Annotated in this window: 21 protein-coding genes; 15 read left to right on the top strand and 6 right to left on the bottom strand. The window is 63.7% G+C overall.

Annotated elements, in window-relative coordinates; genetic code table 11:
• The first annotated feature begins 97 nt into the window (after positions 1–97).
• From ACK8CP_RS08405 to ACK8CP_RS08390, 4 genes are read left to right on the top strand one after another with little or no spacing between them, the layout of a single operon-like run.
• On the top strand, positions 98–1,318 hold the full coding sequence (locus ACK8CP_RS08405) for an NAD-dependent epimerase/dehydratase family protein (protein ID WP_414833969.1): 1,221 nt from the start codon (positions 98–100) through the stop codon (positions 1,316–1,318).
• A 23-nt stretch (positions 1,319–1,341) separates the two neighbouring features.
• Positions 1,342–2,145: a glycosyltransferase gene (locus tag ACK8CP_RS08400; protein ID WP_414833968.1), complete on the top strand. Its 804-nt coding sequence runs from the start codon at positions 1,342–1,344 to the stop codon at positions 2,143–2,145.
• A gap of 16 nt (positions 2,146–2,161) precedes the next feature.
• Positions 2,162–3,160: an NAD-dependent epimerase/dehydratase family protein gene (locus ACK8CP_RS08395; protein ID WP_414833967.1), complete on the top strand. Its 999-nt coding sequence runs from the start codon at positions 2,162–2,164 to the stop codon at positions 3,158–3,160.
• Positions 3,138–4,442 (top strand): DUF3422 family protein, encoded by a 1,305-nt coding sequence (locus ACK8CP_RS08390; RefSeq protein ID WP_414833966.1) that lies wholly within the window; start codon positions 3,138–3,140, stop codon positions 4,440–4,442. Before ACK8CP_RS08395 ends, ACK8CP_RS08390 begins: the two co-directional genes overlap by 23 nt.
• Positions 4,443–4,459: 17 nt before the next feature.
• Here ACK8CP_RS08390 and ACK8CP_RS08385 read toward each other — a convergent pair whose 3' ends face one another.
• A complete protein-coding gene (locus tag ACK8CP_RS08385) occupies positions 4,460–4,972 on the bottom strand; it encodes a hypothetical protein (RefSeq protein ID WP_234627487.1) in 513 nt (170 codons plus the stop codon).
• 66 nt (positions 4,973–5,038) lie between these two features.
• Positions 5,039–5,455 carry a DoxX family protein gene (locus ACK8CP_RS08380; RefSeq protein WP_414833965.1) on the bottom strand — a complete coding sequence of 139 codons (417 nt, stop codon included), beginning with the start codon at positions 5,453–5,455 and terminating at the stop codon, positions 5,039–5,041.
• Between the two features lie 440 nt (positions 5,456–5,895).
• On the opposite strand from ACK8CP_RS08380, the gene ACK8CP_RS08375 reads away from it, so the two are divergent.
• From ACK8CP_RS08375 to ACK8CP_RS08325, 11 genes are all read left to right on the top strand, one after another.
• Entirely contained in the window at positions 5,896–7,380 is a 1,485-nt protein-coding gene (locus ACK8CP_RS08375; protein WP_414833964.1) for a xylulokinase, read from the top strand.
• A gap of 182 nt (positions 7,381–7,562) precedes the next feature.
• A complete protein-coding gene (locus tag ACK8CP_RS08370) occupies positions 7,563–8,336 on the top strand; it encodes an SDR family NAD(P)-dependent oxidoreductase (protein WP_414833963.1) in 774 nt (257 codons plus the stop codon).
• Complete coding sequence (locus ACK8CP_RS08365) at positions 8,333–9,274, top strand: ABC transporter permease (protein WP_414833962.1); 942 nt, start codon at positions 8,333–8,335, stop codon at positions 9,272–9,274. The genes ACK8CP_RS08370 and ACK8CP_RS08365 overlap by 4 nt, the downstream gene beginning before the upstream one ends.
• A 46-nt stretch (positions 9,275–9,320) precedes the next feature.
• A complete protein-coding gene (locus ACK8CP_RS08360; protein WP_414833961.1) occupies positions 9,321–10,268 on the top strand; it encodes a sugar ABC transporter substrate-binding protein in 948 nt (315 codons plus the stop codon).
• A 44-nt stretch (positions 10,269–10,312) separates the two neighbouring features.
• Positions 10,313–11,050 carry an ATP-binding cassette domain-containing protein gene (locus ACK8CP_RS08355; RefSeq protein ID WP_414833960.1) on the top strand — a complete coding sequence of 246 codons (738 nt, stop codon included), beginning with the start codon at positions 10,313–10,315 and terminating at the stop codon, positions 11,048–11,050.
• 203 nt (positions 11,051–11,253) lie between these two features.
• Entirely contained in the window at positions 11,254–11,550 is a 297-nt protein-coding gene (locus tag ACK8CP_RS08350) for an ArsR/SmtB family transcription factor (RefSeq protein WP_414833959.1), read from the top strand.
• Positions 11,547–12,623: a permease gene (locus ACK8CP_RS08345; protein WP_414833958.1), complete on the top strand. Its 1,077-nt coding sequence runs from the start codon at positions 11,547–11,549 to the stop codon at positions 12,621–12,623. The genes ACK8CP_RS08350 and ACK8CP_RS08345 overlap by 4 nt, the downstream gene beginning before the upstream one ends.
• A gap of 19 nt (positions 12,624–12,642) precedes the next feature.
• On the top strand, positions 12,643–12,879 hold the full coding sequence (locus ACK8CP_RS08340; protein WP_234627496.1) for a thioredoxin family protein: 237 nt from the start codon (positions 12,643–12,645) through the stop codon (positions 12,877–12,879).
• Between the two features lie 50 nt (positions 12,880–12,929).
• The gene (arsC, locus tag ACK8CP_RS08335; protein WP_414833957.1) at positions 12,930–13,352 is read left to right on the top strand and encodes an arsenate reductase (glutaredoxin); all 423 of its coding nucleotides are present in this window, start codon (positions 12,930–12,932) and stop codon (positions 13,350–13,352) included.
• 79 nt (positions 13,353–13,431) lie between these two features.
• Positions 13,432–13,788 carry a hypothetical protein gene (locus ACK8CP_RS08330; protein ID WP_414833956.1) on the top strand — a complete coding sequence of 119 codons (357 nt, stop codon included), beginning with the start codon at positions 13,432–13,434 and terminating at the stop codon, positions 13,786–13,788.
• A 78-nt stretch (positions 13,789–13,866) separates the two neighbouring features.
• On the top strand, positions 13,867–14,337 hold the full coding sequence (locus ACK8CP_RS08325; protein WP_414833955.1) for a DUF411 domain-containing protein: 471 nt from the start codon (positions 13,867–13,869) through the stop codon (positions 14,335–14,337).
• A gap of 85 nt (positions 14,338–14,422) precedes the next feature.
• On the opposite strand, the gene ACK8CP_RS08320 is transcribed toward ACK8CP_RS08325, so the two are convergent.
• From ACK8CP_RS08320 to bcsA, 4 genes are read right to left on the bottom strand one after another with little or no spacing between them, the layout of a single operon-like run.
• Positions 14,423–16,087, bottom strand: coding sequence for a hypothetical protein (locus ACK8CP_RS08320; protein WP_414833954.1), 1,665 nt, complete (start codon positions 16,085–16,087; stop codon positions 14,423–14,425).
• A complete protein-coding gene (locus ACK8CP_RS08315) occupies positions 16,078–17,376 on the bottom strand; it encodes a glycosyl hydrolase family 8 (protein WP_414833953.1) in 1,299 nt (432 codons plus the stop codon). Before ACK8CP_RS08315 ends, ACK8CP_RS08320 begins: the two co-directional genes overlap by 10 nt.
• Positions 17,373–19,781 (bottom strand): cellulose biosynthesis cyclic di-GMP-binding regulatory protein BcsB, encoded by a 2,409-nt coding sequence (locus ACK8CP_RS08310; RefSeq protein ID WP_414833952.1) that lies wholly within the window; start codon positions 19,779–19,781, stop codon positions 17,373–17,375. Before ACK8CP_RS08310 ends, ACK8CP_RS08315 begins: the two co-directional genes overlap by 4 nt.
• Entirely contained in the window at positions 19,778–22,249 is a 2,472-nt protein-coding gene (bcsA, locus tag ACK8CP_RS08305; protein WP_414833951.1) for a UDP-forming cellulose synthase catalytic subunit, read from the bottom strand. Before bcsA ends, ACK8CP_RS08310 begins: the two co-directional genes overlap by 4 nt.
• Positions 22,250–22,441 lie beyond the last annotated feature (192 nt).

Genomic DNA, 22,441 nt, shown 5'->3' with positions numbered 1-22,441 from the left:
CGCAACGTCGCATCCCTGGCTTGCAGCATGGGATTGTCATCCGGCGCCGATATTGTGACAAGATCGACGCAAAGCGCACTCAGGAGATGGGATTGTCATGAAGATCGCGGTTTTAGGAGGCGACGGTTTCGTCGGCTGGCCAACCGTCTTGCATTTGTCGAAGCGTGGGCACGAGGTCCATATCATCGACAATCTGAGCCGCCGCTGGATCGACACCGAGCTTGGCGTTCAGTCGCTCACCCCGATGGATTCCATCCAGGAACGCTGCCGGGTCTGGCGTGAGCTGACGGGAGTGGCCCTGCGCTTCCATCTGATCGACGTCGCCAAGGAGTACGAGCGGTTCAAGAACTGGCTGGATGAGAATCGTCCCGCGGCGATCATCCACTTCGCCGAACAGCGGGCTGCGCCTTATTCGATGAAGTCGGATCGTCATAAGACCTACACCGTCGACAACAACGTCAACGCCACCCACAACATCCTGAACGCCATGGTTGCGGTCGACCTCGACGCGCATCTCGTGCATCTCGGCACCATGGGCGTTTATGGCTACGGCACGGTCAAGGCGCAGATCCCGGAAGGTTATCTGCCGGTCAAAATCCAGAGCCAGACGGGTGAGTGGGAGGATCGCGACATCCTCTATCCGGCCAATCCGGGCAGCGTCTACCACATGACGAAATGCCTCGATCAGCTGCTTTTCCAGTTCTACGCCAAGAACGACGGCGTGCGCGTCACCGACCTGCATCAGGGCGTGGTATGGGGCACCAACACCGCCGAAACGAAGATGGACGAACAGCTCATCAACCGTTTCGATTATGATGGCGATTACGGCACGGTTCTGAACCGCTTCCTGATTCAGGCGGCCGTCGGCTATCCGCTCACCGTGCACGGCACGGGCGGCCAGACGCGGGCTTTCATCCATATTCAGGATTCCGTGCGCTGCATCGAGATCGCCCTCAAGAATCCGCCGGCATCGGGCGAGCCGGTCAAGATCTTCAACCAGGCGACGGAAACCCATCGCGTGCGCGATCTCGCCGAGCTCGTCGCGAAGATGACGGGTGCCAAGATTGCCAACCTGCCCAATCCGCGCAAGGAGGCGGACGAGAACGAACTCTCCGTCTGCAACGAAAAATTCCTGGCTCTCGGTCTCGATCCGATCCGGCTCGAGGAAGGTCTCCTCTCCGAAGTGATCGATGTGGCCCGCAAATATGCTTACCGCATCGATAAGACGCGCATTCCATGCGTGTCTGGGTGGACGAAGGAGCGGAACAAGGCGATTAATACCCATCCGGGCTCGCCGAAACTGACAGCGATCTCCTAGAATTCATAGAAAGTCTCGGCCGTATGGCGAAAGTTGCCTATGCTACCCTTGCCGCTAATCCTGACTACTTGATCGGAGCGACGGCGCTTGCGCGCTCGTTCCGCATGACGGAATCGGAGGCGCCGCTGCTTGTCCTGGCCCCGGAGGATCTTCCGGGGCTCGATCAGATGGAGGCGGAAGGGGTGAGCGTGGTTCCGACGCGTCCACCGGAGGTGTCGGAGGCATTTCGCGAACGCCACAGCCGGGCTGCGCAGCACCGCGAAGCGCCCTTTACGAGGGGAGAGAAGCCGAGCTTCCACGACCCGCTTCTCAATTTCGCCAAGCTGCGGCTATGGGAACTCGATGAATATGAGCGCATCGTCTTCGTCGATGCCGATGCGCTCTTTCTGCGCAATTGCGACAAGCTCTTCGGCTATCCGGGGTTTTCCGCCGCGCCGAATGTCTATGACGCGCTCGACGGCTTCCATCGGCTGAATTCCGGCGTCTTCGTAACCAAGCCGGACAAGGCGACCTACGAGACGATGATGCTCGTCCTCGACGCGCCCGACGCGTTCTGGCCCCGCACCGATCAGAGCTTTTTGCAGGATTACTTCGCCGACTGGCACGGCCTGCCGTACATCTACAACGTCCTGCAATACGTCTATTTCCGGCTGCCGCAACTGTGGAACTGGGACGCTACCAAGATCCTGCACTACCAATACGAAAAGCCCTGGCAGGAGGATCATCCGAAGCGCGCCGAGCTCGGGCCGCTGATCGACCTGTGGTGGAACGTCATGGAAGGGCGCGGACTGCCGGAATCGCTCGATCCCATCGCGCCGGCAACCTGAGAGCCTCTCTCCGCGCATGAGCGAAAAGCCACCTCTCGTTCTCGTCACCGGGGGGACCGGTTATGTCGGCCAGTTGATTGCGCGCCATCTGGCCGGCCATGGTTTTCGGATCAGGCTCGCCTCGCGGCAGCGGCCTCCCGAGGGGCGCTTCTCCTTTCCTTTCGAATGGGTGCCCTTCGAGCTCGATCCGCAGGCCGATTTTGGTGCGGCCATCGCGGACGTCGATCATGTCGTCCATGCCGCTTTCCAGCATGTGGCAGGCCGCTACCGCGGCGGCGAGGGCGATGATGTCGAAGGTTTTTACCGCGCCAACCGCGACGCCTCTTTGCGCGTCCTGAGAGAGGCCAAAGCCGCTGGCGTGAAGCGGGCAGTCTTCTTGTCGAGCCGTGGCGTCTATGGTTCTCTGGAGGGCCCGCTCGATGAGACGATGGTGCCCGAGCCGGACACCCATTATGGCCATGTCAAGCTCGCCGTGGAGAGGGGGTTGCGCAGGCTCTGCCTTGACCCGCCGGAGACTTTGGCGCCGCTCGCCGTACCAGCCGTCACGCCCGCCATGCCGTCCGTGGGCTTCGCCGGAGCCTCGCTCAGAGTGACAGGGGTTTATGGTCTCGTCGAACCGCTGGAGCGGACGAAATGGATGAGCATCGCGCGCCAGATTCTTGACGGGACTCTCGAGATTGCGCCTCGCGTCGCGACGGAGGTTCATGGCGAGGATGTCGGGCAGGCTGTCGCTCTCCTTCTCGATGCGCCTGCGGAAATGGCCATGGGGCAGATCTACAACTGCTCCGATCTTCTTCTCAGCAACCGCGAGATCGTGGCGGCGTTGCGCGAGGCACTGGCCCGGCCAGGATCGCTGCCGGAAAGGGGCGACGAAAGAAGTGTCGCCATCATGTGTTGTGATCGCTTAAGGAGACTTGGCTGGCAGCCGGGCGGGCGGGCGCATTTTGCCGGCACGATCGATGCGCTTGCCGGCGTTTGTGGAGCCGAAGCGAATGAACCCACAACTTTTCCGTGAGCATCCGCAGCGGGAATACCTGATCCGCGAGCTGCATGCGCGGCCGTCGGAGCCGATGCGCGCGCCATTGCGGATCTCGCAATTCGCCGCCCTGTCGGGCGAAAAGAGCCTGGAGGCCGACCGGGAGCATCTGGCGCGCCTTTGCGCCCGTCTCGGCGGTGCCGCGCCCTCGAGCGAGGCGAAGCACCATACGGCCGAGTTCGGCGGTCTCACCGTGAAATGGGAGCGCCATACGGAATTCTGCTCCTACACCTTCTTCCGGCGGGCGCATTTCACCCACCCCTTCGAAGACACGATCATCGAGGAGCTGCCGCGCGACTGGCTGGCGGAAGTGCCGGGAGAGGTCCTGTCGGCGGTGCATTTGGCAATCATCCCGAAAGAGGTGGAGATGCCGAGCCCGGAGGAGATTTCGCTCCGGCATTTCAATGGCAATCCCTTGATCGGCAATGCCGTGGCTGGCGGCAAGGCTCTGGTCTGGGCCGATTTCCGCCTGCATTCCGACCATTTCACCCGCATCCTCATTCAGGACAAGGGGCTCGAGGAGCGCCATGCCGGCCGCACGGTGCAGCGGCTCGTCGAGCTCAACACCTATCGCGCGCTCGCGCTTCTCGCTTTGCCGATTGCCCAGGAGGCGACGCCGCGGCTGCGGTCGGTCGACGAGGCGCTCGCAGATATCAGTGCACGCATGGCCGACCGGGCCGATCAGACGAGCGACGCCGATCTCCTTCGGCACCTGTCACAGCTTTCGGCCGAGATCGAAAGCGTGGCGGCACGCACCAGCTATCGCTTCGGCGCCTCGCGCGCCTACTACCAGCTCGTCAAGCAGCGACTGCGCGATCTGCGCCTGGAACGCATGGACGAGGTGCTGACCATCGATGGCTTTCTGGACCGGCGCATGGGACCGGCGATGGCCACCTGCGAATCGGCCGAGGAGCGCCAGGAGGCGCTGGCGCAGCGCGCCGCGCGTGTCGGCAGCCTTTTGCGGGCACGTGTCGAGGTTGAGCTCGAAGAGCAGAACCGAGACCTTTTGAAGAACATGGACGAGCGCGCGCGCGTTCAGCTCAAGCTGCAGGAGACGGTCGAAGGCCTGTCGGTGGTGGCGATCAGCTATTACGCCATCGGTCTCGTCGGCTATCTCTTCAAGGCAGCGGAAAGCGCCGGCACGCCGATCAATGTTGGTCTGGCGACGGGTCTTGCGGTGCCGTTCGTGGCAGGTCTCGTGTGGTACGGGGTCCGCCGGGCACGGCGTGCAGCTGCCAAAAAGACTCCCGACGAGGATTAAACTGTGCTCTGCCGGCGTTACTCGCTCGCCTGCGCCTGTTCGGCAAGGCGCGAGGCGATCTCCGCGCCGTTGGTGCCGTTGCGGGCGCCGATCGTGCTGAGCGTGTCGCCGAGCGAGGCCTTGATCCCGGCCTGGTGCAGCATGTCCAGTGCGGTCTCCGGTTCCAGCCCGAAGGCGGGGGCGGCCTTCTCCAGAGGCGCGTTCGACAAGACCTGAAGCACGGTTGTCGGGCTCACATGCTGAGCGTTTCCTGTCATCCCGGTGAGCGCCACCGATGCCATGAGGGCGATGCCGAAAGCGCCCCGGCCTGCACTCCGTTTGAAGGACCGGGCAACGGCCCGCCAGTTGCTGAGGAAAAGCCAGAGCGCGGCGACGATGAAAAGAACGCTCAGCCATTCATGCGCAAAGCGAACAAGATCGCTGTAGCGATGCGTGAGCATCATGATCCCGGTCACGCCCGAGACGACCAGGAGCGCGACCATGGCCGGCTTCACGATCGTGCCGGTCGGGTCGCTGCCGAGCGAGGCCATGTTCGCGTTCCTTGAGCGCAGACGGTGGAGAGGGAAGGGCGGCGCGTCCCGCCCTTCCGGGAGAAATCAGTCGCGCGGCGGCAAGAAGGTCTTGTTCGCGCGCCAGGCATCGGCGCTCCACGGGCCGGGACCGGCGAAGACGAGATAGAAGAACAAGAAACAGAAGAGGATCGCCGCATCGCCGCCATTCAGCACGGGATAGAAGGCACGCGGGAAATGCGCGAGGAAATAGGCAAAGGCCATGAGGCCAGAGAGAACGAAGGCGACCGGCCGGGTGAACAGACCGATGACGAGGAGCGCGCCCCCGCACATTTCGAGAATGCCGGCGTACCAGCCGAGGCTGAAGGCCGCCGTCACGTGATCGGCCGGTGGGAAGCCCAAGAGCTTCTGCGTGCCGTGCTCCATGAACAGGAGTGCGGCGACGATGCGCACGACACTGAGGACGCGTGGTGCCCAGATTGTCTCAAGATCCTTGGTGGTCATGGGAAATTTCCTTCTTGACGATCGCCTGGATCCGCGAGCCTCGCCCGCAAACCGCCCCGACCGCTTCGTTCGCCCGCACGCGGAGAAAAAACCGCTTCCCACGGGCAGTGACGAGCGGTCAGCTTGCCGGAGAAAGCCACAGCATGCCTTCTCCCGCAAATTAACAGCTGGTAAGTCAGAGGCTTAAGAATGGACTCAGATGAGTCGCATGAGGAGACCGTGGAGCTAAGTTATAGGTCCCGCAGGGTTTTCTTTGGTCCTGCACACGCTCTTCAATCTGCCGTGACCCTCTCGCACAAGGTTTCGCGCGTGATCTCTGCCTCTACGGGTGCCGGAGCTTTCCTGTCTCATGCACGAGGTTTGTCGGTGTCGTCCGGGCAGGCGGCGAGGGCGTGTTCGCCTGAATCGCGGCCACAAGAAGGATGCAGGAGACGTTTCCCATGACGCGCGTCCTGGCGATCGATCTCGGGGGCTCGGCTCTCAAGGCATGTCTGTTCCAGGCGGACGGGTCTGTCTTGGCAAGCGCGAATGTCGAGACGGGTTTCGAGGAACGGGCGCCAGGGCATTCCGAGCAGGAGCCGGCGCTGTGGTGGGAGGCTCTGAAGAGCGCCTGCGAACGGATCTCAAGCGAGAGCGCGGGTGGGCTCGGCGGCATTGCGGCGGTGGCGCTGTGCGGTTTCACGCGCACGCAGGTCTTTCTCGATCAAGCGGGGAAGAGTGTGCGCCCGGCGCTCGGCTTCCGCGATTCGCGCGCTGAAAGCGCGCTGGCGACGGCACGGAGGAACGAGGCTCTCGACGCCGACGGAGTGCTCGCAGGCCTCAATGCCTTCCATCCGACCGCACGTCTTCTCTGGTTGAAGGAGAACGAGGCGGAGAATTGGGAAAGAACGCACCTTGTTCTGGAGCCTAAGGATTATCTCAATCTGCAACTGACGGGCATCGCCCGTTCCGACCAGGTCTCGCAGCATTGGCTGGCGCAATCTTTGGCCGGCGGTGATGCCTCTGTCGCCGCCCGCCTCGGCCTTGAACGCGCTCTTCTGCCGCCGCTCGGGCAGCCGGAAGATATCGTCGGCCAGGTGCGCGAAGGGCTGCCGGGCGCGCTGAGCGCCCTTGCCGGAGCCAAAGTCCTGTGCGGTTCCAACGACAGCTGGACCGCGGTCGCCGGTCTCGGGGGGCTCAAGAGCGGGAGCGCCTATTGTATTTCCGGCTCTTCGGAGGTCTTCGGCCTGCTGTCGCATCGGCGCGGCGAGGCCGAAGGGTTGATCACCATCCCCTGGGGGGAGGAACTCTGGCATCTGGGTGGACCAGGCCAGAACGGCGCCAACCTTCTCAGTTGGATCGTCGATGGGCTCGATGCGACGCGTCGACCGTTTCAGGAACGGCTGGCGGCGCTTCTGGGCGAGCCTGAAAATCCGCGCCCGCTTCTGTTTCACCCGTATCTGCACGGAGAGCGCACACCGTTCTGGGACGGAGACCTTGCGGCCTCCTTTCTCGGCATGACGTCCGGCCATGGACGGGGCGACCTCGTGCGTGCCGTCATGCAAGGCGTCGGCTTCCTCAACCGCACCGTGCTGGAGCGGGCGGAGACGGCGACAGGCCTTGCCGCGGAAGCCGTTCGCATGGCCGGAGGCGGCACGAAAAGCCCGCTCTGGAATCAAATGCGCGCCGATATTCTCGGCCGTCCAGTCCTTGTCTCTCGCCACGCCGAGATGGGGCTTGCCGGGTGCTTTGCCCTTTGTCGGGTGGCCCTTGGGTTGGCCGAGAACATCGGCGCAGCCGCACCCGAGGAGGACTTCACCTCCTACCTGCCGAACGCGGCGCAGCATGCGCATTACGATGCGCTCTATGCCCTCTTCACCGAGATGCATGAGCCGGTGGCACATGCGGCCCGGTCTCTCGAGAAGCTTCGCCGGAGGCCGAGTTGAACGCATCGTCCGGGAGCGACATGCGGCTTTAAGAGCAAAGTGCCGATCCGGCCCTTGACCTTACGCCGCATTCTGCGCCACGCGAACGTTCACGCATAATGTACTGAAATGACTCTTGGATGCAGTATGGGGCAAAGGATGAGGCATGGCACGCCGCTGCGAGCGCATCGGGGCGCATCGAGATGAGCGGAAAACCGGTCGTACTCATCACCGGGGCCAGCGGTGGCATCGGCCGCGCGACCTTGTCCGCCATGCAACGCGATGGTTGGCGGATTTTTGCCACCGATCTCGATGACGGCGACAGACTTGCCGATCTGTTGGGAGAAGACGACGGCTACGCGTCGGCCGATCTTCTCGACCGGTCGGCGCCGGAGGCTCTGGTCGACGCCTGTCTCGCCCGCTTTGGCCGCATCGACGGGCTCGTGCATTGTGCCGGGACATCGCATGTCGCGGCCTTTCCCGATCAGGACGACGAGGGCTGGGAGAGGGTGATCGACGTCAATCTCTCGAGCGCCCATCGTGTCGGCCGGGCGGTGGGGCGCGCCATGCGTGCTGCCGGAAACGGCGGCGCTATGGTCTTCGTCTCATCGATCGCCTGGCTTTCGGGAGGCGCCAATCCGGCCTATGGCGCGGCCAAGGGAGGCGTCAACACGATGACCTTCAACATCGCCCAGTCCTTGGGGCCGGACGGCGTGCGCGCCAATGCGGTGGCGCCGGGGATCATCGCCACCGAGATGGTGCGCGGGGCTTTCCCGGGCGATGCCTTCGGAAAACTCGAGCGGGCAGCCTCGGCGCGGACGCCTCTGCGCCGTCTCGGTCGGCCTGAGGACGTTGCGGAGGTCGTCGCCTTCCTCATGTCGCCGCGCGCCGCCTTCGTGACGGGCGCCGTCATTCCCGTCACCGGGGGGCTGGAATTGATCCCGCCGATCGGCAAGCTCGCGGACCAGGCCGGGTGAGAGATTTCATCGCCAAATACGGGACGGCGCTCGCGGGGCTCCTCGTCTTCGTCTTCCTGCTCGTCTTCGCGCGCAATTTCGCCTCCAGCGCCAATCTGCTGAATGTTCTGAAGCAGACGAGCTTTCTGGCGATCCTTGCCACCGGCTTCACTTTCGCGCTGTTGACCTCCGAGCTCGATCTCTCGTTCGCCAATCTTGCGAGCCTTGCCGCCGTCGTCACCGGCGGCCTCATCGCCGGAGGCACGTTTTGGGGGCTTGCCGTTGTCGCGGGTCTTGCCGTTGCCACCGTGGGCGGCTTGGTGAACGGGTTCCTCGTCACCGGCGTGAAGGTGCCCTCTCTCATTGCCACGATCGGCACGGCCGCGATCGCCAATGGTCTGACGTTCATGATTACCGGCGGCGTGGCCTTTGTCGGGCGCTGGGATCCGATGTTTCTCGCCCTCGCGCGCGGCGAGATCTTCGGCATTCCGGTCCTCGTCGTGGTCATGGCGGCCGTCGTTCTGAGCGCCTGGTTCGTGACGCGCAAGACGCGGCTCGGCACGCATATGCTGGCAACCGGAGAAGCGCAGGAGGCGGCCCATCGTGCCGGCATCGCGACGCGGCGCATGAAGCTGATCGGCCTTACGCTCTCGGGGTTTGCGGCCGGTATTGCGGCCGTTCTCCTCGTCGCCAATCTGAGCTCCGCCTCGCCGCAGATGGCGGGCGATTATCTCTTGAACGGTATCGCCGCGGTGCTTCTCGGCATGACCATGTTCGAGCCCGGACGCCCGAACATCGCCGGAACTTTCGTCGGCGCCCTGATCATTTCGGTGCTCGCCAACGGCCTCGTGCTTCTCGGCGCGCCCTATTACCTGCAAGATATCATGCTGGGCGTCATCGTCATCGCCTCGGTGAGCGTCTCCGCCAGCGTTCTGAAGAAGGCCGCATTTTCCGTATGAAGCGCGCCGAAAAAGCCGCGCTCTGCCAACGACAAGAGGGATGAACATGAAATTCAGATTGCTGCTTTCGCTTGGCGTCGTCGCCTTCGCGGTGACGCGCGCGGTGTCCGCGCAGGCCTTCGAGCTCGGCGTCGTCGCCTTTCAGATGTCGTCGGAGACGCATGCGCGCGTCGCCAATGCCGTCGAGGCCGCCGCGAGAAAAAAGGGCTGGGACGTCGTCATGTTGAATTCCAACGGCACGCTCCAGACGCATGCGGAGCAGATCGAGAACCTCGTCCAAAGCGGCGTCGACGGCATCGTGCTCGCCATGTCGAAGCCCGTCGAGTTCGATGCGCAGATGCAAGAGGTGAAGGATGCCGGCATCCCGCTGATCACGGTCATGAGCGGGGCCAGCCCGAATGCGCTTTTCGATATTCAGGTCAATGAGTACGCCGTCGGCTCTGAATCGGCGCTCTATCTTCTGGGGCAGCTCGGCTATGAGGGCTCGATCCTGACGGACCGCTTCGAATCCAATGTCGGCACGCGCATCCGCGGCAAGGTGCTTGACGTCGTCTTGAGCGAAAACCAGGCGGTGACGGAAGTGGGCAGCCATTCGATGGCCCGCACCAAGAGCTGGCAGGAGGATGTGCGCAACGGCATGAATGCTCTCATCATGCAAAATGCCGGCAGCTTCGACGGCATCTGGGCATCCTTCGATGGGCAGGCCTTCATCATCGACGATCTCCTGAAGCAGCAGGGCATGCAGAAGGGCGATGTGGTTCTCGTCTCGACCGATGGCGGGCCGGAAACGTTCCGGCGCATCAAGTCGCCCGATTCCATGCTGATGGCGACGGTGGCGATCCCGTTCGAGGCGATGGGCGAGGCGGCTGTCGACGCCATGCAGAAGATCGCCGTCGAAGGTGCGGAGAAGGAAACGATCACCTCCGGCCCCTATCTCTACATGAAAGCCGATCTCGTCGATCAGTCGAACGTCGACAATTTCATCAAGGAGTAGGCGAGGGGTTCGGCGGGCGAGCCGCCGGCCACTTTGGAAAAAAGATGAGCGACATCCTCACCGTCCGCAACGCCCGGAAATCCTACGGTGCCGTCAAGGCGCTGCGCGGCGCCGATCTCAGCGTCGCGGCCGGCGAGGTGCACGCACTCTGCGGCGACAATGGCGCCGGAAAATCGACTCTGATCAAACTCGTCTCCGGCGTCGAACGCCCCGATGTGGGCGACATTCACGTCCGCGGCGAAAAGGTGCGGCTTGCAAACCCGCATGACGCGCTCGCGGCCGGCATTGCGACCATCCATCAGGATCTCGGTCTCGCGCCGCGCATGATGATCTATCAGAACATTTTCATGGGCTCCGAGCTCGAGAGGCGGGTCCTCGGCATCAAGGTGCTCGACCGCGCCGCCATGATCGCCCGCTCGCAGGATTTTCTGATCTCGCTGAATTCGGTGATGCGCGACATGACCGCCAAGGTGGAGAACCTGTCCGGCGGGCAACGTCAGGCCGTGGCGATTTGCCGGGCGCTTCGCTGGAAGGCGGAAATCATCATCATGGATGAGCCGACCGCCGCGCTCGGCGTGCGCGAAACGGAAGAGGTGATGAAGCTCATCCGCCGGCTGAAGGAAAACGGCGTCACCGTCATCCTGATCAGCCACAACATGCACGACGTCGTCGCCGTCGCCGACCGGGTGACCATCCTGCGCGGTGGCCGGTCCGAAGCATCGCTTTCGACCGACGGCCTGACATCGCAGGCTCTGTCGGAGCGGATCATGGGCGGCGACTGAGCGAACAAGAAAGGCGGAGAGCGGCCGCCATCCGTGCGGGGTGAGGCCGGTTCGCGCCGAACGCAAAGCCCACCGCAGATCCGACGGACGCTGAGAGCGAATATCGTCCGCGTCCTTCATGCCTGCCGAGCAACGCACTTGACTTCGTCGCGTAGTGAGAGTTTATGCGCTTAAACGCATATGCGCAAAATCGTGAGTTTGTGATGGATGTGTCTCTTGTTCTCTCCGCCTTGGCTGAGCCGACGCGGCTTGCCGCCATCCAGATCGTCTGGGACGGCGGGGAGCATTGCGTCTGTGAGCTGATGCAGCGCTTGGAGGCAACGCAATCGCGCATGTCGCGGCATATGGGGGTGCTGAAGGCGGCCGGCCTCGTCGTCGACCGCCGCGATGCGCAATGGGTTCGCTACCGGCGCAATCCGGACCTGCCGCAAGAGCTTGCGGCGATCGTCGATGCGGCCATGGTCGCGCTCGAGGGCGGGTCGAGGAGGGCGGCTGCATGAGCGCCTCCGGCTTTGCAGACAGCACTGCGCCGGGATCAGGTCGGCGCTCCTCGCCACTCCTGTGGTATCTTGGCACCGTCGCAGCGTTCGCGCTGTGGGTCGGCGTTTATATGGGCCTCGAGCCGGCCGCCGAAGCACTTACCGGCTTGCTTCCAGTCGCACGGGAGAGCCGGCTCGGCGAGGCGCTCGCCTTCTTTCTCTACGACACGCCGAAAGTGCTGATGCTGTTGGCGCTCGTGGTTTTCGTGATGGGGGTGGTGCAATCTTTCTTCTCGCCCGAGAAGACGCGGGCCTTTCTGTCGGGTCGGCGCGAGGGGGTCGGCAACGTCATGGCGGCTGGGCTCGGCATCCTGACGCCCTTTTGCTCCTGTTCCGCCATTCCGCTCTTCATCGGTTTCGTTCAGGCCGGCATCCCGCTCGGCGTTACCTTCTCCTTCCTGATCGCCGCGCCGATGGTGAACGAGGTGGCGCTTGGCCTTCTCTTCGGCCTGGTCGGCTGGCAGGTGGCACTCCTCTATCTCGCCTTCGGACTTGGCGTCGCAATCGTGTCGGGTTGGGTCATCGGCCGCCTGCACATCGAGTCCTGGCTGCAGGACTGGGTGCGCGAGTTGAATGCGGCGGGCGGCTGCTGCCGCGTGCCAGAGGACGAGATCACCGGCGTTGAGCGTCTTCGCGAGGGCCTTGCCTCCATGAGGGAGATCGTCGGCCGAGTGTGGCTGTGGATTCTCGCCGGTATCGCTGTCGGCGCCGGCATTCACGGCTATGTGCCGGCGGAGCTGATGGCGCGCATCATGGGTGCGGAGGCCTGGTGGTCGGTGCCGGCTGCAATTGGCCTCGGCATCCCGATGTATTCCAATGCTGCCGGTATCATCCCCGTGGTGGAAGCGCTTCTCGATAAGGGCGCGGCCCTCGGCACGACACTCGCCTTCATGATGGCGGTCCTGGCGCTCTCGCTGCCGGAGATCGTCATTCTGAGAAAGGTGCTGAAGGGAAAGCTCATCGCCGTCTTCGTCGCCATCGTCGGGACGGGCATCTTCAGCGTCGGCTTCCTGTTCAATTTCCTGTTCGGATAAATCGGAGGTGTTTTCTGAGATGAAGGATGTGAAAGTGCTCGGTCCCGGCTGCAAGCGCTGTGAGACGACAGAGGCCATGGTGCGAAATGCTGCCGGGAGGCTCGGCATTGAGGCAAAGGTGCAAAAGGTAACGGACTACGCCGAGATCGCTCGATATGGCGTTGCCTCCACTCCGGGCATCGTCATCGACGGCAAGCTTGTCCATGCCGGAGGCCTGCCGCGGGAAGACAAGCTGGAGGAATGGCTGACGGCGTGAGCTCGCCCTTCGCCCTCGTATCCGATCGCAGAGAAAGAGTTTCGCCGACCATGAACGTCGTCATTCATCACAATCCCGACTGCGGCACTTCGCGCAATGTTCTGTCGATCATCGAGAAGGCTGGCTATCAGCCGACCGTCATCGAGTATCTCAAGGAAGGATGGACCCGCCCGCAGCTTCTGGCGCTCTTCGCCGCGGCCGGACTGACCCCGCGCGAGGCACTCAGGACGACGAAATCGCCGGCGGAGGAGCTCGGCCTGCTCGATCCCGAGGTCAGTGACGAGAAGCTCCTGGAGGCGATGATTGCGCATCCTGTTCTGGTCAACCGGCCGATCGTCTGCACGACAAAGGGTGTGCGGCTGTGCCGGCCGAGCGAGATGGTGCTCGACCTTCTCGATCGCCTGCCGCCCGGGCCGCTCGCCAAGGAGGATGGCGAGCTGATCATCGATGCGAACGGGCGCAGGGTCGCGTAACGGGCGTGCTCGCTTACATTTCTGTAACCCGTTGATTTGCCTCAAGCGCGGTATCGCCGGATCTGCTAGATTGCAGAGGATGCTCGCAACTCGGTTTCCACGTCTGGCATCGCTGCTTCTCGCGCTTCTCCTCGCACTCGTCGGCGGGCAGGCGAGCTACGTCTCGGCGCATGGCCCGAAGACGGTTTCGGCTGACATTCCGGCGATGCGCCTCATGGCCGAGCCATCGCATGATTGCTGCCAGGAGGCGCCGGTGGAAAAGGCCGGCTGTACCGCAATCTGCGCCGCAACCCTGCAAGCTTTCGCCACCACTCACATGCCGGCTGTGCCCGCGCCACGAACCGATGTCGCGGCCGAGTTGCGGCCGGATGCGAGGGTGCTGGTTGCCATAGATTCGGAAGCGCTGTCGCCTCCGCCACGAAGCATCCTTTCCTGAAAGAAGCGGGCAAAGCCCGCAACAGACTGAATCTCCGGGCGAAACCCGGCCCATCTGCACTTTGGAAAGATGCTTCCGATGAAAACTCGTTTTCTTCTCGCCGGCGCTGCGTTTGCCGGCATGTTCGCCGTTTCTTCCGTTCATGCGGAAGGACTTCCGGCGATGACCGTCTACAAGGACCCCTCCTGCGGCTGCTGCACGGCCTGGGCGGACAAGATGCGTAGCGAGGGCTTTGCCGTCGAAGTCGTCCCGACCGACGATATCGGCGCCGTCAAGCAGCAGTTCGGCGTGCCCGATGAGCTCGCCTCATGCCATACGGCCGTTGTCGGCGGCTACGTCCTGGAAGGTCACGTGCCTTCGGCGATGGTTGCGCGGCTCCTCGATGAGAAGCCCATGACGGCCGGTCTCGCCGTGCCGGGCATGCCGGTCGGCTCGGAAGGCATGGCCATGCCCGGCATGGAGCCGGACACCTATCCGGTCGTTTCTTTCGGAGCTTCCGGTCAGTCGACCTATGCCCGCTATCGCGGGGAGGAACGACTGTCGGATTAAGACGCCTGATGAAGAAGAAAGGGCGCTCACCCTTTGCGGGGTGAACGCCCTTTCGACTGGCTGGAGGTGCCAGGCTTTCTCTTGTCTATCGGTGACGGGCGGGCAGCTGGGCGTTCATGATCCACGCCAGCGCTTCCCGGGTCTCTTTGGTGGAGCTCTTTGCGTCGAGCTTGCGAAAAATCTCCCGCGCCTCGGCGATCTGATGCACGTGGTAGAGGGCCCAGCCTCTGAGCATCATCATGCCGCGTGACTTGCCGTCGAACTCGTCGAGAAGCGCCAAGGCCTCGCGATAACGCTTCGCTCCGAAGAGATCGTTCACCCGCTGCGCAACCCGCGCCGCCCGCACCTGTTGCGTGCGATCGACGGTCGAGGCGGTCCGCGTCGGGCGCTTGAGCTCCGGTGCGATCGCAGCGACGCTCGGATAGTCCGGCGAGAAACTCTTCAAAAGATCGGCGAGTTCGGACCATTGTTTGAGATGGAAAGTCGCAAGAACGAGGCCGAGTGCCGTCGTGTCCTGCGGCTGCCAGGCCATCGCCTGTCGGAACCAGCTCTGCGCATCATCAAACGACTTGGTGTTGTAATGGTACCAGGCGAGTGCCTGCGCGCCGTCGCCGGACTGCGTTTCTTCGATGGCGTTGGCGAGTTTGGCGACGTAGTCGCGTGTGAGATCGGGCGGGGGATCCATGCTGAGCCGCGCCGCACCGAGGCCGAGAAAGAGGCTGCGCACCTCGGCCGATTCCGCTTCCCATTTGGCGGCGATCGCTTCCGCCTCGTCGGGCTTCTCAAGCGCGCTCAGCGAAAGCACGGCGCCTTCGGCCGATTTCACGTCACCACCGCGATCGAGCGACGTCTTGAACCAGCGCGCCGCATCCTGCCAGTCGTTCTGGCCATAATAGAACCAGCCGAGAAGCGCCGCATCGGACATCGCGCTCTTGTCGGCTTCTACGCCGTCTTCGAAGCGCACGAGTTCGCTCCGAGAGACCGTTCCCACGTCTTCGCCGGCGGCGATGGCGCCGATGCGGGCGCGCAACAGATCGTCTTCGACGATCTCGAATTCGTTGCTGCCGTCCGGATTGGTGCGGCCGAGGGAGATCAGCGTCTCGACCTCGCGCACAGGCAGGAGCCCGAGCGCCTTCTGTATGGTCCCAAGCCGCTCGCCCGAATTTGAGGAATCTTGCAGAATTTTTTCGTAGAGAGCGAGCGCTTCCTGCTCTGCGTGGTTGTGTGCGTCGGCTTCCGCCACCCGCCACATGACGTCGACGTCTGTCGTGCTCAGGACGATGTCGCCGCCTCCGGCGATATCGAGAACCTTGCCCCATTGCTTGATATCCGAGGCGTTGACGAGGCGCTGGCGAGCGCGCTTGTAGGCGACCTTGCTCCTGAGGTCCTCGGACGGCTGCCAGCCCGGTTCGGAATGTCGTCGCGCCTCGATGGCGGCTTCGAGATCATCGAGCCGGTCGGCTGCGAAAAGCTCCCAGAATTCCGTTTCGTCGCTACCGCCGGTCACCTGGGTGAAGAGATCGTCGGGCGGTGTCCAACCCGGATGCAATTGCTGCAGCCGGTGGATTTCGGCCTCGACACGGTCGAGCTCCTGGTTGCGCGCATAGTAGCGCAAGGCGCTCTCATCGACTTTTGTAACGGCGGCGCCCGACATGTGGGCGGGCGCCTTGATGGTGATGGTCTGGGCCTGCGCGGGTGCGATCCAGGCCGCTCCTGCGAGGAGGAGAAACGGGAGCGTTTTCAGCGACATCCGGAATATGCCTCCTGTGCTGCAACGACAGAAAGGGCCTGTAGGGCACTCGGATAGTAGAGGTCGGGAAGGCTGTTGCGCGCCGAGGCAGGGAAGGGGGTGCCTTGGCGTGCGCAGGCGACGAGCCCCGCGACCGCCGCATAGCCAGGGCCGCCCAGAGGCTGGACTGCCCGCCCCGACATGACATCGACGGTGCTCGGCTGCGCTTGCTCCCACAGCGCCTGATAGGGGGCGAGGTCGGAACGATCTCCGGCCTCAGCCCAGGCGGCATAGAGGGGGACGCGGATTGCATTGTAGGCAAAGGTCGGGGGAAAGCCGTTGGCCGGTCTCGGCTTCTCGCCCGAAAGCGAGATCCAGTCGCTCGGCAGATTGCTTTTGCCGAAACGGGAGGCCCGCATCAACGCCACGCCGCTGTCTCGCAGGGCATCCCAATCGTATTGCGGAGCGGCCTTTGCGAGAGCCGGGAAGGCCGGAAACACCCAATAGGAGAGGTTGATGACGGGCCCGTCGCGACGATCATCGGCGCGGAACCCGTGGACGCCCGGCAGGATGATGCGGCCGTACGCGCTCTCTTCCGTCGTTTTCTCGTAGATCGCTGCTGCGATCTCGGCGGCGGCCTTGCGATATTCCGGTTCGTTGAAGCGGGCTGCACCTTCCATCAGTGCCCAGGCGATCAGGATGTCGCCGTCGGTGGCATTGTTGGGGTCCGTGATGTGCGGATCGGCATCGGGCTCCCAGCGCCAGGCGGCAAGGCCGTCGTCGCGGATCAGGAGCTCGGTGACGGTCCAGTTCCACACGCGGCGAAAGGTGACGGGATCATCGGCGAAGGCCGCGAGCAGCAGGCCGTATCCCTGGCCTTCGCTGTGGCTGATTTTGCCATTGCCGTCGTCGATCACGCGTCCGTCGTCGCCGATGAAATTGTCACGGAAATTCGCCCAGAGAGGCGCAGGCAAATCTGCCTTCGTCGCACCGGCGCTCGAGCCGGCTGCGCTGCCGGCAGCCGCGATTTCAATCGGCGTCGAAACGGGTGTGCCTGTGGCCGCGGCCGCGGGCTCCGAATCGAAGGTTGTTTCTGCGACATGCGACGCGTTTTCCCCCGATGCCATCGGCAGGCGGAGGGCGATGTTTTGAGGAACGGCGCTCGCCATTGTGGCGGCCCTCTCGCCCGGTTCGCAGGGCAGCGCGGCCTTCTCCGAGGGGCTGTCGTTCAAGAGCGCTGCGCCCGCTGAAATCGCCAGAAGAGCGGAGAAGGACGCCACGATGGCGGTGACGGAAACGCGCGCGCTCATGACGAATGCCCCACGCGCCGCAGAAGCGCAGTCGTTGCGAGGCCGAGGCATGCGCAGGCCGCGATGAGGCCGAGGACGTAATAGACGATGTTGAGCGACATCCATCCCGCCGCGACGAGGCGGATATTCTGGAAGGACAGCGGCTGCGTCGTCACATAATAGAAGCTGCCGTTCGTGGCCCTGGTGATGTCGCCGTCGTTGCGGCCGAACGCGAGCGCCCGCCCGTCCAGCCGGTAGAGCAGCGACGCCGTGTTGATCTGCGCGACGGAGGCTGCGAGCTCTTCGCTCGTTGGCGCCGTCACCACTGTCCAGGTGCGCCCCTCGTTGGCGGGTGCTTCCGCTTGGGCAAGGACGAGCGTGCTGCCCGGCTTGACCCGCAGCGGATCCGGTCCTTCGCCGAGGCCGATATTCCCGGTGGCGCTCCCGACCTGATCCTTGAGCCAGGAGATCGCCCGCTCGAACGGTCCGCCGAAGCCACCATTCTCGCGCATCTGCTCGGTCCAGTCGTCGAGCGAGACAGAGGGTTGCATGAAAAGCCGTTGCGAGACGCGTTGCGGCGCCGGATCGTCGCGGCCGGTCGAGCCCGTGTAGAGCGGTGCTTCTCCAAGTCCGGCTCTGCCGACACGGCTGTTGAGCATCTGCGAACGCCAGGCTTGGCGCATGCCGGCGGCGTCGAGACCGACAGCGTCGGCGACAGAGCCGGGCAGGGCCTGTGCCACCGCCACGACGATCGAGGTGCCGGCGTCAGCCGGGGGTGCGGAGAAGGCGACCTTGAGATTGAGCTGCGCCCCGCTGACCGCAGCCAGATTGGCTGCGAGCGTCCCGGCGGCGGAAAGCGTGTCGGCGTCGGGATCGGGGATGTAGGCGGCTGTCGTTTCGCCTTTGGCGTAAGGGAACCCGCCGCTGAGGGTCGAAGCGAGATTGGGCATGCGTGCGATGCGCGCGACCGGCGGGAGATAGAACTCGCTCGTATCCATGATGAGGAAGCGGCTCGGGCTGGAGAGCCCGGCAAGCGTGTCGCAACTGCGATCGCTTTGAGAGCGGAGCTGCGCCTCGATCTGCACGCGGTTGATGCCGGGATGCAGCACTTTCAGCGGGATCGGGATTTTGCGTCCCCGCATCAAGGCACCGTCGTCGTCCAAGAGTGGCAGGACGGACGCCGTCTGATCGTTCACGCGCACGAGAAGTTGGCTCTTGGGATCGAGCCGTGGCGCAAAGCCGGCCGTCAGCCGAATGACCGCCTGGCTGTAATCCGCCGACAGAAAGTCATAGGGCATGCGAATGTTGAAGGAGGTGCGGTAGAGGCGACCGTTGAACTCCTCGGAGACGACGCCGAGGTCGCGCAGGCTCACAGAGCTTCCCGGCGGCACGAGGTGGCCAAGGGCGTTTTCAGCGGCGCGCAGCCCGGACGGCGTTCCTTCCGAAGGCTCCGTTTTGCTCCCGGCTTCGAGACTTGCGAGCGCTGCGTCGATGGCCGCGTCGCTGCCTCCCACGATCCAGATGGATACGCGGCCATGGATCAGATCCATTTCGTCGGGAAGGATGACGGAGACGCCGGGCTGCGCCGTCTCGCCGGGCTTCAACACGCCGAGCCGACGCAGTTCCTCCGGCGTTCCGATCGCAATTTCGACGCCGGGTCCCGAGGCAGGTCCGGTGTCGAAGCGGACTTCGCTGCGGGGTGCCTTGGTCATGATTGCGGCGATCTCGGCCACGCGCAAAAATCGCTCGGTCGCCTTCGGCGTGGGCGTCTCAGGGGCCCGCACGCTGATGCTGACGGCGCCGTCGAGACCCGGATTGACGGCTGCGAGATCGCTCAAGCGCTCGAAACCGGCGCCGGCCCCCGCAAAGGCAAATCCCGTGACCCCAGGATAGATCTGGGTCCACAATTCGTAGGTGCCCTCGAGAGAGCAATCGACGCGGTGCCGCTGCTGCACCGAGATGCGCACGGAATTGTAGCCAGGCTGGAGGAGGCCCGGGGGAACGGAGAGGCGCGTGCGGGCGAGCTCGTCGGGCGATGCGATCGGGAGTTCACCGATGCTGACTTCGTTGACCGTCACGGTCAGTGTCGAGCCCTCCGACATCACCGACACGCTGTTGATGTAGCCGAGCTGCATCTCCGCCCGTGAGGCCGCCTGCGTCCTCGTCAGATAGACGGGCCATTCATGACCGGCGGTTTCGCCGTTGAAATGCAAATCGCTCAAGGCTGCGGGAAGGCGACGAAGATCCGGATCGACCTCGGCCACGAGCGGCACGCCGGTGTCGGAGAGGGCCATCTGGCTGGTCGTGGGCTGCGCCCTGACCGGCGCTGCCGACCGAACCTGATCGAGAGACAGGACGACCTTGCCCGCCTGGGCCTGCGGTGCGAGCAGGAGGAGTGCAAGGCCCGCGGTTGCGAGATTTCTCATACCGCATACTCCCAGACGTCATGACCGAGCGAAGCGGTGGCAGCCGTCGATGTTGAGATGGAGCGCCGGCGTTGCGCCTCGCTCGGCTCTGCTTGCTCGACCTGGGGCGTGGCGACGCCGACCGCCGCCGTGCTTTGGGCGGCAGGAGCCGCCGCAGGGGCGGGAACAGATGTCGTTCCGGCTTCGACCGGCATGGCCGGTGCGACATGCAGATGGGACTGAACCCGCGGCAAGGCAGGCTCCGATCGTCCGATTTCGACGCCGAAACCCGTTTCGGCGCTCGCAAACCCTTCCATGTCCGTTGCGGCAGGCTGATTGCGCCTGAGACCGATCCGGAAGGCCCGTAGCGTGTAATAGAAGCTCCAGGAGAGGAAACCGACCGTGGCGCCGATGACGCTCCGCGATTTCCGCCGCCGGCTGCGAAATGCCTCGAAGACATTGGCGCTGCGGTAGAGGAGATCGGCGATGAGCTTGTACTGCGGCGCGGTGAGCTGGATGAATTCCATGCCGAGGAAGCGGCCGCGGTCGTCATTGCCGGCGCGGCGCAGCACGACGGCGATCGCCTCCTTGGTGACGGTGCCGTCGTCGTTGACGAGACGCAGCATGGCGATTGTGGCACCGGCCTTCATCGGGGGCAGTGCGTCCTCCAGCGGGCGCACCCGCACGCCTGAGGTGGAGACATCCTCCACCGAGACGGCGATTTCGCCGACACCGACGATCTCGAGCACCGCGCGCCGCACGACGGCGAGACGTTGCGCCCGGCGCCGCTCCGGCATCTCCGATACGACGCCGAGCGCGACACCGGCAATGACGAGATTGATCGCGTTCCACACGCCGCAGATCATCAACAGGTCGTTGCCGGCAGGCTCCGTAAAGTAGCGCCAGGCGGCATAGGCGCCGGTGACGGCAAGGACGCCGAAGATCGCGAAATAGGGGCCGGCAAGGGCCGAGAGCTGCTCTTTATCGCTCGTCTGGCCTTTCGCCGTGACGTTGAACGTCGGCGCACGCGGATTGACGACGACGCTCAGGATCGCTCGGCCCAGATAGACCGACTGCACGTATTCGTAGAGTTCCGACACCCAGGGCCAGCGGAGCCTGCCGTAAAGATAGCTCTGCAGCATGATGTTCACCGCCATATAGGCGACGGTGTAGCCGACGAATTCACGGAAGCTCGCTTCGTAAATCTGCAGCGAGAAGATAATGTAGAGCAGTGGCGCCAGCATGAAGGTGAGGCGCGTCAGCGGAAACAGCCAGAAAAGTGACGAGGAGAGGTAGGCGATACGCTGTTCGAACCGAAGGCCCCGCTTGAAGAGCGGGTTCTTCAGCATCAGGATTTGCACCATGCCACGGCACCAGCGCGAGCGCTGGCCGATGAAGGAGACGAAGTTTTCCGGCTGCAGACCGGCGATCAGCGGAATGTCGACATAACGGCTGTTCCATCCGCGCGAATGCAGTTCAAGCGCCGTCTCGCAGTCCTCGGTGATGGAAACGCCGGAAAAACCGCCCGTCTCCTCGAGCGCTGCGCGCCGAAGCACCGCCGCCGAGCCGCAGAAGAAGGCCGCGTTCCACTTGTCCAGACCCTTCTGGATCACGGAGTAGAACATCTCGTTCTCCGACGGCATCCGCTCGAAGGTCGAGAGGTTCCGTTCCAGCGGATCCGGATTTAGGAAGAAGTGCGGCGTCTGCACCAGGAAGAGACGCGGATCGTCGGCGAAATGACCGACGGTCTCGCGCAGGAAGGAGCGGACCGGGCCATGATCGGCATCGAAGACAACGATGAGATCGGCGGTGGAGCAGTCGAGACCGTTGTTGAGGTTGCCGGCCTTCGCGTGTTCGTTGCGCTCGCGGGTGAGGTAGTGGGCGCCGAGCTGCGCGCACAGGCGCTGCAGTTCCGCCCGCCGGCGCTTGGCGGGGACTGAGACGTTCGGGTCGGGATTGTTGACCTTCTGCTCGGTGCCGCCGTCGTCGAGCAGCCAAACCTGTCTTTTCTCATGCGGATAATCCATCGCGAGCGCTGCCGCGATGGTTGTGGCGAGAAGGCTTTTGTCTTCGTTGTAGGTCGGAATGAAGATGTCGACGGTCGGAAGCTCAGCATCGCGCAGCTGGCGCGCCCGCTTCCGTTCCAAAGGGTCGGCCGTAATGAACAGGCTGATGAAAAGCATCAGCACTGAAAACATTTCCATGAGGTAGACGAGAAAGCCCGGAACGAAGTTGATCGGTTCCGAAATCGGCGGCAGCGTCGAGGTGGTGCGCCAGTAGACGTAGCGCAGCACCACGGCCGTCGCGAGCGCCAGAAAGACCTGGCGCCAAACGCCTTCCTTGCTGAACATCCACACGGCCGCCATCCCGCCGACGGCCGCCACGCCCATGACGAATTGCGCCTCGATGCTGATGGGCTGCATGATCAGCAGCAGCGTGGCGGTGGTGGCCAGAAGCCACAACACCGCCAGCGGCATCGTTTTCGACATGACGCCTCTCCTACCCCTTGTTGCGGGGATATTGAGCCGACGCCCGTGTTTAAAAGCTTAATTAAATTGCGAACACGCCACAGTTTGGGCGGCATGGTTTCACAAAAATTAATCAGATCACAGAAGGGCTTGGAATAGGTCCTTCATTTAAGCTGAAAAGGTTGCGTGCGATGCAACTACAAGGGGTTACGT

Source organism: Afifella sp. YEN Y35 (genome assembly GCF_047553465.1).
Taxonomy (GTDB): Bacteria; Pseudomonadota; Alphaproteobacteria; order Rhizobiales; family Afifellaceae; genus Afifella; species Afifella aestuarii.
Note: the sequence above shows the minus strand (reverse complement) of the source record. Positions and strands in the feature narration are given on the sequence as shown.

What these genes read in the sequence shown, in the direction of transcription:
- arsC (WP_414833957.1), top strand. Translation starts at nt 12,930, where the DNA reads ATGAACGTCGTCATTCATCACAATCCCGACTGCGGCACTTCGCGCAAT.
- ACK8CP_RS08400 (WP_414833968.1), top strand. Translation starts at nt 1,342, where the DNA reads ATGGCGAAAGTTGCCTATGCTACCCTTGCCGCTAATCCTGACTACTTG.
- ACK8CP_RS08390 (WP_414833966.1), top strand. Translation starts at nt 3,138, where the DNA reads ATGAACCCACAACTTTTCCGTGAGCATCCGCAGCGGGAATACCTGATC.
- ACK8CP_RS08360 (WP_414833961.1), top strand. Translation starts at nt 9,321, where the DNA reads ATGAAATTCAGATTGCTGCTTTCGCTTGGCGTCGTCGCCTTCGCGGTG.
- ACK8CP_RS08330 (WP_414833956.1), top strand. Translation starts at nt 13,432, where the DNA reads ATGCTCGCAACTCGGTTTCCACGTCTGGCATCGCTGCTTCTCGCGCTT.
- ACK8CP_RS08375 (WP_414833964.1), top strand. Translation starts at nt 5,896, where the DNA reads ATGACGCGCGTCCTGGCGATCGATCTCGGGGGCTCGGCTCTCAAGGCA.
- ACK8CP_RS08345 (WP_414833958.1), top strand. Translation starts at nt 11,547, where the DNA reads ATGAGCGCCTCCGGCTTTGCAGACAGCACTGCGCCGGGATCAGGTCGG.
- ACK8CP_RS08370 (WP_414833963.1), top strand. Translation starts at nt 7,563, where the DNA reads ATGAGCGGAAAACCGGTCGTACTCATCACCGGGGCCAGCGGTGGCATC.
- ACK8CP_RS08405 (WP_414833969.1), top strand. Translation starts at nt 98, where the DNA reads ATGAAGATCGCGGTTTTAGGAGGCGACGGTTTCGTCGGCTGGCCAACC.
- bcsA (WP_414833951.1), bottom strand. Translation starts at nt 22,249, where the DNA reads ATGTCGAAAACGATGCCGCTGGCGGTGTTGTGGCTTCTGGCCACCACC.
- ACK8CP_RS08350 (WP_414833959.1), top strand. Translation starts at nt 11,254, where the DNA reads ATGGATGTGTCTCTTGTTCTCTCCGCCTTGGCTGAGCCGACGCGGCTT.
- ACK8CP_RS08320 (WP_414833954.1), bottom strand. Translation starts at nt 16,087, where the DNA reads ATGTCGCTGAAAACGCTCCCGTTTCTCCTCCTCGCAGGAGCGGCCTGG.
- ACK8CP_RS08380 (WP_414833965.1), bottom strand. Translation starts at nt 5,455, where the DNA reads ATGACCACCAAGGATCTTGAGACAATCTGGGCACCACGCGTCCTCAGT.
- ACK8CP_RS08310 (WP_414833952.1), bottom strand. Translation starts at nt 19,781, where the DNA reads ATGAGAAATCTCGCAACCGCGGGCCTTGCACTCCTCCTGCTCGCACCG.
- ACK8CP_RS08315 (WP_414833953.1), bottom strand. Translation starts at nt 17,376, where the DNA reads ATGAGCGCGCGCGTTTCCGTCACCGCCATCGTGGCGTCCTTCTCCGCT.
- ACK8CP_RS08340 (WP_234627496.1), top strand. Translation starts at nt 12,643, where the DNA reads ATGAAGGATGTGAAAGTGCTCGGTCCCGGCTGCAAGCGCTGTGAGACG.
- ACK8CP_RS08355 (WP_414833960.1), top strand. Translation starts at nt 10,313, where the DNA reads ATGAGCGACATCCTCACCGTCCGCAACGCCCGGAAATCCTACGGTGCC.
- ACK8CP_RS08395 (WP_414833967.1), top strand. Translation starts at nt 2,162, where the DNA reads ATGAGCGAAAAGCCACCTCTCGTTCTCGTCACCGGGGGGACCGGTTAT.
- ACK8CP_RS08385 (WP_234627487.1), bottom strand. Translation starts at nt 4,972, where the DNA reads ATGGCCTCGCTCGGCAGCGACCCGACCGGCACGATCGTGAAGCCGGCC.
- ACK8CP_RS08325 (WP_414833955.1), top strand. Translation starts at nt 13,867, where the DNA reads ATGAAAACTCGTTTTCTTCTCGCCGGCGCTGCGTTTGCCGGCATGTTC.